This is a genomic window from Brevundimonas sp. GN22, from assembly GCF_054824005.1.
The window spans coordinates 1-8,489 of record NZ_JSYD01000010.1 but is presented as its reverse complement, the minus strand read 5'-3'; the positions used below and the strand labels follow the sequence as shown (position 1 = coordinate 8,489).

Here is an 8,489-nt window from a genome sequence, read left to right as displayed (position 1 = left end):
GGCTAGGGTCCGTCGTGGGTTCCTAGTGGGTGTGCGTTAGATTTCATTCGGCATAGCTGGCTCAGGAGACCCAAACAGCTCATCGATGCGTCTCTCGATGAGATATCTATCGAAGTGGGCTTCCATAGACTGCGAAGGCACCCTAGCCGTTCGATCCACGTAAAAATACAGGTGCGCCGTTCCTTTAGAATGCTGCTGCGCCTCTTTGACAAATTCCTCATGTCGGAAAATCCACGTGCGATCGGTTGATAGATCACACAGCGCTACAAGGGTCGCAGGGCTGCTTTCTCTCAGTCTCCAGTTGTTAGCTAGTTTGCCCTTCCCTCCGCCAGGCTTGGGCTGATTGATTGTTTTCACTTGTATCGTCACAGCGTCTCTAAGACGTGGAGAGTAAGCCACTAAATCGATGCCATCATCGATTGTCATAGCCGCCGAGTCGATGCCATGTTTCAGAAGGCGATATTGAACTAGCAGTTCGCCAGCCGCCCCTATGTGAGCCGTTTTCATATGCTCAACATAGCATTGGTTCTGCAGCCTTCACCAACAGCCAAAACCGCCGTCGTGTCACGTAAACGGCACCTCCTTTCCAGACAATATATGATCTGCATCTAAGGCTAAGGCTCAAGCTAACGTGCCTTTGACTAGCGTTCGTCGTGGGTTCCTAGTGAGTGTGGTTGGATCTTGTCTCTTTTGGGAGCGTTACAAAGGCAGACAACTCTCCGATTTAAGGGAGAAGTTTATCTATAACTCTTCGTGATATTAACGGAACAATACTGAACCTATCCCGCACATTGTATCGAAATAGTCCATTTCCGAAACTCGATTTTACATCATCTGGAATATCTTGCTTTAAACAATATTGCCACCAAGATACATCCCAATCAGAATAACCAACCACACTGTCATCATAAGATACTAAATCTAATGAAAGCGCTTTTGAGATCTCGTCATAAGTTGTCTTATTTAACTTGGCTTTTATATAAAGATCTGGATTTGATACCCTTAAAATAGAAAGACCAGCTACTATAGGCACCGGACGTAATGTATTATCATTAGTAAATGCCGCAGCTAAAGCTATATTAGTCATAAAATGCTCTATATCTCTAAAGCTAGAACTATTTATCAATGCATAATTAGTAACAAAATCTGCACAAGACTGAACAAACCTCAAATCAGTTGATGATGCATTTATATTATTAGTAATATGTGAAATATATTTCACCACTGCACTGTCACCTCTGTAAACATGATGATCGACAAGCGGAAACGTTAAAGATATAAATTTTTGCAAATAAGTATTTGCATTAATATTAATTCCGTATGCTGAATTAACTGAATTTCTCAGCTGACCCATATGCACTCCAAGAACAAAATGAACATTTTGAACTGCAAAAAAATGCTTGATACGCTCTAAAAGTTCGAGAGCGAAATTTGGCTTACAGCGGTCCAATTCATCAATAATGAAAATTAGTGGCTTAACCTTAACTCCCTCATCACCATCACTTGGGTTAGACGGCGGTATAAGAATTCCGGGCAGATCTCGTAGGGCATCACGGAACCCTTGCAGTGTACTTCGGCTTTCTGCCTGCTTGGTCAGCAACTCCCCAATGTGCTTATCGGTAAGATCTTCCGCCTCATTGGAGACAGCCTCCACCAGTTCATCGCTTAGTTTTGCTGCATCAAGAGCCCCCATAGATGCCGCTTTCACACCCACTTTGAGAGCGCTCCGTCCAACAACCTTAAGCGCCCCAACCGCCTTATCCTTAAATTCCTTAGCTTTCGGATTTTGAGATTTCTTATGGGCTTCCACTAGAGCAATAATCTCTCCAGCAAGAGCCATGAAAGCGTCATCAATGTAGTCGTTTTCGAAGGCATCAAAGTAGATAACGGGGAACTGCGCCTGCCGAAGTTGGCCCGCCCACATTTTTAGGAATGTGCTCTTCCCTGAGCCCCATTGGCCGTCGATCGCAATAACCATTGGATCCGTCACCACCCCGACCAAATTTGTCAGACCTGATCCCAGTTCTTGACGCCCGAAGATGTCCTTTTCATTCGTGAACCCCTCGGTGTCAGCAATTTGTAATGGGCGAGGAAAGATACGCATTTTGGCTCCAAACCGTCTCACGATCATCAAGCGTAACAATATTATCTCAAAATAGAAGTAGCCCCCCCTATCCGCTAAAAGCTGGCTATCCTCGTCGCATTTTCCTGCTCAACCCAAGGTTTCACCTTTCTCGGATGCGGCTTGCCTGATGTAGCGTTGATCAAAGTCGCACAATGCTGACAGTTCTTCTTGGGGCAGGCCCTTTAGCCATCCTGAAGCGTCGAACATTCCGTCCAATCACCGCCCTGATATCCATACTCACTTCGTTGACAGTTTATATGGCCAAGCTTAATCGGATAACTTTGTTACCGGTCTGAGTTGCCTTACGCTTCTTTCAGAGCGGATGACGGCCCCGACCGATCAGGAGGGGCAATGAAAATCCATAAATTACTACTAATGCCAGCCATGGCGCTCTTTGTGCTGGCCGCTTCGATGGAAGCCCAAGCCCAAGACAGCTTGGAATATGTGCAGGCTGATCAAGCCATCAGCGACGTAGCCGCTAACGGCGCAGAGCAAATCTCGAACCCAAAACCCGAAGAACAAGCAAGCGACGACCACACACCTATTGCAGGCCCAGAAACCGATCAAAGCCAGCCATCAGAAACGATAGCGACGCCCAGAGAAAGTGCTCTGGAAAGAGAGATGAACCGCTTTTCCGACAACGAAAGCGGACCTGCCCCCATCCAGACCGATAAAGAACCCTCGTCCAACTCGACGACTTCAATGGTCGTCGGCGGTTTCATCCTCGCCCTAATCGTCGTGCTGATCATAGCCATTAGCACCACCAAAGCCCTAGCGGACTATTCCGCATCACGGTTTGGCTGGCCCATGATCATGAACTGGTGGAACGCCCTACACCTAGTATCCATCTTTGCTCTAGTCGGTGCCGCATCATTGGGGTCGCCAATGGCTGGTGCCGTGATCGCAGCAGGTCTTTGGTTGATCGTTCTCTTGGTGAACATTCGCAAAACCAACCTCTTGGTCGGCCTGACCATGACTATCCTTCAGCCGTTCATCGTCCTCATCGCATGGGTCATCTACGGAGCCCTGAAGTCCAAAGCAGATGGACGCCGCCTGTGACCACCGACAAATCTCAAGAACCAAAGACTGGATCGAACTCGGACGAATCCCCTGCCCTTTTTGCGACGATCCATCACAAAAGCGAACACCGCCCAGATGGCTATACCGAAGCTGATTTGCGGAAAATGAATCTTATGGCGAATGGTCTTTCTGAGTCTGCCACTAAAGACGCCAGTTAATAGAAAACCCGCCCCTGCCGAATAGGCTTCCGGTTCAAAGCGATTTTAAAGCGATTTGAACCGGCCCTTCCCCTAGCCCCGAGTCAGCCTTCCCAAACGCCAGAAATGACGTTCATTGGCGGGCTTTTTCGATATTATTTTAATAAATTTCAGTGCCGCACCGCTCCAGAAATCGTGTCATTTCGATCACGAATTTTAAAGCGGTTCCAAAACAACTGTTTGCACAATCAAAAGCGACAAACATGTTAATCCGCTCACAAACATGCGCATTTGAATAGTTTCAAGACACATCTTCCGTCGCTAATAACGCTAATATAGAAGATGGCCTGTCAGGTGTACGTGTCTGACCAACACCTTAATCCCACTACTTAAATACCGCTTCGAAATCATCGACGCTTGCTTCACGGCTGGCCCGATTACCTTTCAACGCCTAAACAAGGCTTGCTCAAAACAAGCCCCCATCATGCACGCCCAAGGAGCACTCATGAGACCTAAAAAGATTACATTTTCTATCGCCGCCCAGACGGCAATTAAAGACGCCGAAACACGAGTGAAACTGGGCCAAAACTCCCCCCGCCTAGTCTCTGATTACAAAGACCGCCTGAAGCATTGCGACGCCTTCTTCGGCGACATGCCGATATCCAAGATCGACGCCCGTAAGGTGCGAGACTTCCGTGACGAACTTGCGTCCAAGGGCCTTAAATCGACAGCGATCGCACCTGTGATGTCATTTGTTAGCGTGGTGCTCCGCCTCGCTCATGAAGATGGGCTGATTATGCAGAAGCCACCCATTCCCCGACCGTCTCAGAAGCCAACCCCTCGATCTGCGTTCAGTCTTGCCGAATACAAGCAGCTCTTGCAGACGTTAAGATCAATGGAAAAGGCCTCTCCACCAATCATGTGGAAGGCATCTCCTATCGATAAGGAGTTGCGCTGGCTGGTCACCTTTATGGTCAACGGCTTCTTCCGTCCTGGCGACCTGTTTGTGCTTCAGCACAAGCACATCACCATCGTTCCATCTAACGCTAGTGAACCTGCCTATTTACGGATCGCAGCGCCTGCATCAAAGGGCCACGCCAACCCGATCATTACAATGCCTGTTGCCGTGCCGATTTATAATCGACTTCTGAGCCACCAAAAGGCCAAGGGCTTCGGCAAGCCAGATGACTACTTGTTCCTACCACACCGTAGATCCCGCAAGTACGCCCACGAGATAATCAGACGTCAGTTCCGCATTGCCCTAAAGAAGGCTGATCTCTTGCAGGGACCAAATGGGGATGAGCGGTCTCTCTATTCCCTGCGCCACAGCGCAATCACCATGCGTCTTCAACAAGGCAATGTTGACCTTTTAACCTTGGCCCGAGCCTGCCGAACAAGCGTCGAGATGATCGACCGCTTTTACGCCAGTTCGCTTACTGCCGAGGCTAATCGAGACAAGCTTTTCAGCTTCCGTCACCCCACCCGATATCTCGCTGTGAGTGACACAAGCACAAACGCAACGACCTGACCCCCTCACTATTCAAACCCATATTAATTCAGGATTTTTTATGAACACCGACTGGAATTTTACCATCGAAACCTGTCCATACTCGAATGATGGCGACCGCATCGACCTATCAGTTTCGTCAGATGCAGGGACTTGGGCTGGCGAGCCCCCTTGGGACTATCTCATCCCCCTAAATCGTCACGGTTTTCTACCACTCGATGCCTTGGGTCCGTTTCCCACCGGCACCCGCATAACCCGGATCATGCCGGCGGAAACGATGGAGGAAGCCACGGACTTCATCGCCTCGGCGCTAGACCTTCTTGAGCCAGACTTGGGCCCCTACAAATACTTGGCTCAGGAAATAGGTAAGGACTTCAAGGCCAAATTATTCGTTTGGGAGTCAAACCCTAACTGGTCACTGGCAATGGGTGTTGCAAAGCCATGCCAGAGGTATCCCGACCCAACGGTCATTCTGTGGATCAGACCTCGCCTCCATTGATATACAAAGTCAGGCCGGATTTCCGGCCTGACCCTTCTTTCCCTTTGGCGTTGGCGTCAGTTCTTCAGATCGAAAGCGAGCTTGCAGCGCATCCGCTGCTATCGCCAAAGGACCATCCAAACCACCTGCCAACACCTCCTGACGAAGGGCCGGAAGCAGCTTTTGCAGATGCGCCAGAGACGACACCACAAGACAGTCTTTCTCGTCCTTCAAGATCAGCCGTGCCGATCCATATCGGATCGAAAATTTCACGACACCATTGTCATCGACCCACCACCATGGGGTCACTTTGCGGCGCTGCTCGATCTCGACCAACTCGTCAGATTCCAGATCTCGGGTCCGCTTGATTTTCATCTTGCTGTACGAGCCACCAGCTTGTGATGCCTCCAGCAAGTGCAACTGATCTTGCAGGGCTGCTGCCAGCTTTTTTCTTCGAACACGCACCGGATCATAACCCTGCGTACGGTCATCACTCTTCTCAAGTTTCAAATTGCTCAGAACGCTCATGAAATCCTCCAAATTCACGGAGGGCATCCAGCCATACTGCCGAAGGGACAACAGAGCCCCCTCATCCTCCAGTAGTATTTACCTGAATTTTTCAACATCGTTGCCTGATCAAGATATTGAAAGATAATGCCTTATAAGCCTGACGTTGGTTAGGCGTGTTGTTAAATCCCTCAAGGTGGTGTCGCTTGAAAGCCGTTGCGTACTATCGAGTGAGCACAGCCACACAGGGTCGCAGCGGTCTTGGACTAGAAGCACAAAAAGCCGCCGTCGAAGAGTTAGCCCGTCAGCGTGGACTGACACTGATAAATGCGCTGACAGAGGTTGAAAGCGGCAAGCAGAATGATCGGCCCCAACTGATGGCCGCTCTAAATCATGCCAAACTGACCGGCAGCATTCTCGTCATCGCCAAACTCGACAGACTATCAAGAAATGCAGCCTTTCTGCTCGCTCTTCGTGACAGTGGCGTCCGCTTCCTTGCTGCCGACATACCCGATGCAAATGATCTCACGATTGGCGTTCTGGCTGTCATCGCTCAAGCCGAACGAGAAGCAATATCCCGACGTACTAAGGATGCTCTCTCGGTCATAAAAACACGCCTTCAAAATGATGGAGCTTATGAGTCCAGCCGGTCAGGGCGCACCGTCAGCCGGTTAGGAAATCCCAACGGGACCAAAGCCATTAAAACAGCCGACAAGGGCAATGCCGCAGCCATATCCGCAAACATCAAAGCAGCCGATCAGCGAGCCCTTAGCCTGCAATCCATAATCACTGAGCTTCAAGCAAACGGTCCCCTCAATGCCTCGTCCCTTGCCATCAAGCTGAATGAACAAGGCATCCTCACCGCCAGAGGGAAAAGATGGCACCCTGCAACCGTTCAAAACCTTCTTAAAAGGCTCTCGACCTTATCCGCTTAGGTTGCAGCGGCACCTCCCCTATCAGACCGAGATCTTCCAATAGGCAAGTACGGCAAGCACATCATCAATAGGATAATGCGCCCCAGGACTGGTCACCTGCTTTCGAATGTCAGCAAGTCTCTTTTCAGCTATTTTACGGATAGTCGGCGTCAGCTCAATGGTCCCTTTAGGACGCTTTTCGCCAACGAATGTGGGCCAACTTTTAGGGTAAGCGTCCATATCAATTGCCCCGTCATCATCTAAACCAACAAGGTCTGGGTGATCGCATTTCCAACCATAGAGATTGGCTGCACAGTGGCGAAGCATGGCCTTCACTTCTGGCATCGTGTCTGTGAATGCCTTCATGGGTGTCGGCAACAGAACCATATTAGCTACGCACGAATAGAAGCGGCGATCCTGAACCACGGCGTTTGATTTTTGGTACTTCGAGTCATCAACACCCCAGATATGACAGCATGACCAGTTAGGCCTCTTTGCCTTTGTCAGACCCAGCGCCTTTGTCAGCGCCTTGTTGGCAAAGACATTGCCCTCGACTTTATGGATCACAGTCCCTGTTGATCGGCTTTTATTAAGCTGAGGCTCTGACCAGTCTCCCTTGTAGAAATGCTTTTTCCGAGCATGTTCCGGATACCAAACAGGCAATAGTTTAAATGTTTCAGGATCGACCCATCGAGCTGTACGCTCAATCAAAGACATAATTTCTGTAAGGTTGATTTCCTTTATGAGGACATCAAGACCATCTTCCTCAACCTTCATACCCCTGCCCTTTTGGTTATATATCGCATCTAAACATTCAAACACATACAACTGTTATTATTAATAATTTTAGACAATACTCTATTATCAAGGCACAACACAATGTCATGCCAAGTGCAAAGTCTTGAAGGTAAGGCGAGCCGTCTGCGCTCGGCTTTATGGGTTATCCTGTCAATTACGACAGGGCAGACGGCGTGTATGGCAGCGAGCAATTCCACAGATCGACATTGTCGAACGCTTGCTGACTGCGAACTCCCTTACGGATGTAAGAAGAAACACCAGAGAAGTTGTAAACCTCTTGGCTATCTTGAGCCACGGCTCGGCGGGTTTCGGGATCAGCACGAAGCCATTCCGAAATAACGAGATCCCCCACCCGCTCACGGCATGGGTTTGCCTTCAACTGCAAGCTACCCTCAGGCACACCAATGAGCAGATGGACATGAAGACCATCCGCATAAGAGCGCTCCTGAACTGCACACGTGGCCAATCTCACTCTCTTGTGCCGAGAGTAATGGGTGCCAAACAGCTTGGCATTGACCCTGTGCAGCACTTTGCCGACTTCAGCAGACAAGTCATCAGAAGTGAGGGTACGTCTGCTGGTAAGCGTCAGAAAATATTGGTTGGGACAGGCCATAATTGCCTCCTCCAACACGGTGAGGCGGGCCAAATCATTCCAGTCAATTTTACTCTGCGCCCATGCAGAATGGGACACTCTGGTGGTGTCTTTATGGGTTGGGTTATGGATTGAGGGTGTGGGCATAATGGGGAATGAAATGTGTTTTGTGAGAAATGTTTATGTTGTTGAAAAGACAACAGTATTTAGCTCACAAGCACGCCCAATAAGGGGCCCATATGCCATTAAAAATGACAATTAATTTTGGAAAATTTTTAGTCTAAATATCTGACTTTTATAATATAATTATCGTGTTCCCCCTTTCGTAATGCGGGGGTCACGTGTTCGAGT

General features: G+C 49.1%; 9 protein-coding genes. 4 read left to right on the top strand and 5 right to left on the bottom strand.

Annotated features, from left to right (window positions below):
* Positions 1 to 36 precede the first annotated feature (36 nt).
* Positions 37 to 507, bottom strand: coding sequence for a hypothetical protein (locus tag OB03_RS01715; protein ID WP_461343030.1), 471 nt, complete (start codon positions 505 to 507; stop codon positions 37 to 39).
* Between the two features lie 217 nt (positions 508 to 724).
* A complete protein-coding gene (locus OB03_RS01710; protein ID WP_461343029.1) occupies positions 725 to 2,104 on the bottom strand; it encodes a KAP family P-loop NTPase fold protein in 1,380 nt (459 codons plus the stop codon).
* Between the two features lie 372 nt (positions 2,105 to 2,476).
* On the opposite strand from OB03_RS01710, the gene OB03_RS01705 reads away from it, so the two are divergent.
* The 3 genes from OB03_RS01705 (at position 2,477) to OB03_RS01695 (ending at position 5,348) form a co-directional block, all read left to right on the top strand.
* Complete coding sequence (locus OB03_RS01705) at positions 2,477 to 3,184, top strand: hypothetical protein (RefSeq protein WP_461343028.1); 708 nt, start codon at positions 2,477 to 2,479, stop codon at positions 3,182 to 3,184.
* A 663-nt stretch (positions 3,185 to 3,847) separates the two neighbouring features.
* Positions 3,848 to 4,870 (top strand): tyrosine-type recombinase/integrase, encoded by a 1,023-nt coding sequence (locus OB03_RS01700; RefSeq protein WP_461343027.1) that lies wholly within the window; start codon positions 3,848 to 3,850, stop codon positions 4,868 to 4,870.
* A 40-nt stretch (positions 4,871 to 4,910) separates the two neighbouring features.
* On the top strand, positions 4,911 to 5,348 hold the full coding sequence (locus OB03_RS01695; protein WP_461343026.1) for a hypothetical protein: 438 nt from the start codon (positions 4,911 to 4,913) through the stop codon (positions 5,346 to 5,348).
* Positions 5,349 to 5,357: 9 nt separating this feature from the next.
* On the opposite strand, the gene OB03_RS01690 is transcribed toward OB03_RS01695, so the two are convergent.
* Entirely contained in the window at positions 5,358 to 5,855 is a 498-nt protein-coding gene (locus OB03_RS01690; RefSeq protein WP_461343025.1) for a hypothetical protein, read from the bottom strand.
* A gap of 185 nt (positions 5,856 to 6,040) precedes the next feature.
* On the opposite strand from OB03_RS01690, the gene OB03_RS01685 reads away from it, so the two are divergent.
* Positions 6,041 to 6,769, top strand: a complete 729-nt coding sequence (locus OB03_RS01685; RefSeq protein ID WP_461343024.1) for a recombinase family protein — start codon at positions 6,041 to 6,043, stop codon at positions 6,767 to 6,769.
* A gap of 21 nt (positions 6,770 to 6,790) precedes the next feature.
* Here the strand turns inward: OB03_RS01685 and OB03_RS01680 are convergent, their stop codons facing one another.
* Positions 6,791 to 7,525, bottom strand: coding sequence for a hypothetical protein (locus OB03_RS01680; protein ID WP_461343023.1), 735 nt, complete (start codon positions 7,523 to 7,525; stop codon positions 6,791 to 6,793).
* A 175-nt stretch (positions 7,526 to 7,700) separates the two neighbouring features.
* Positions 7,701 to 8,237 carry a hypothetical protein gene (locus OB03_RS01675; RefSeq protein ID WP_461343022.1) on the bottom strand — a complete coding sequence of 179 codons (537 nt, stop codon included), beginning with the start codon at positions 8,235 to 8,237 and terminating at the stop codon, positions 7,701 to 7,703.
* Between the last annotated feature and the right edge of the window lie 252 nt (positions 8,238 to 8,489).

Bases quoted from the DNA above. Each gene is read 5' to 3' on its own strand.
- OB03_RS01715 (WP_461343030.1), bottom strand. From the start codon at position 507: ATGAAAACGGCTCACATAGGGGCGGCTGGCGAACTGCTAGTTCAATAT.
- OB03_RS01710 (WP_461343029.1), bottom strand. From the start codon at position 2,104: ATGCGTATCTTTCCTCGCCCATTACAAATTGCTGACACCGAGGGGTTC.
- OB03_RS01705 (WP_461343028.1), top strand. From the start codon at position 2,477: ATGAAAATCCATAAATTACTACTAATGCCAGCCATGGCGCTCTTTGTG.
- OB03_RS01700 (WP_461343027.1), top strand. From the start codon at position 3,848: ATGAGACCTAAAAAGATTACATTTTCTATCGCCGCCCAGACGGCAATT.
- OB03_RS01695 (WP_461343026.1), top strand. From the start codon at position 4,911: ATGAACACCGACTGGAATTTTACCATCGAAACCTGTCCATACTCGAAT.
- OB03_RS01690 (WP_461343025.1), bottom strand. From the start codon at position 5,855: ATGAGCGTTCTGAGCAATTTGAAACTTGAGAAGAGTGATGACCGTACG.
- OB03_RS01680 (WP_461343023.1), bottom strand. From the start codon at position 7,525: ATGAAGGTTGAGGAAGATGGTCTTGATGTCCTCATAAAGGAAATCAAC.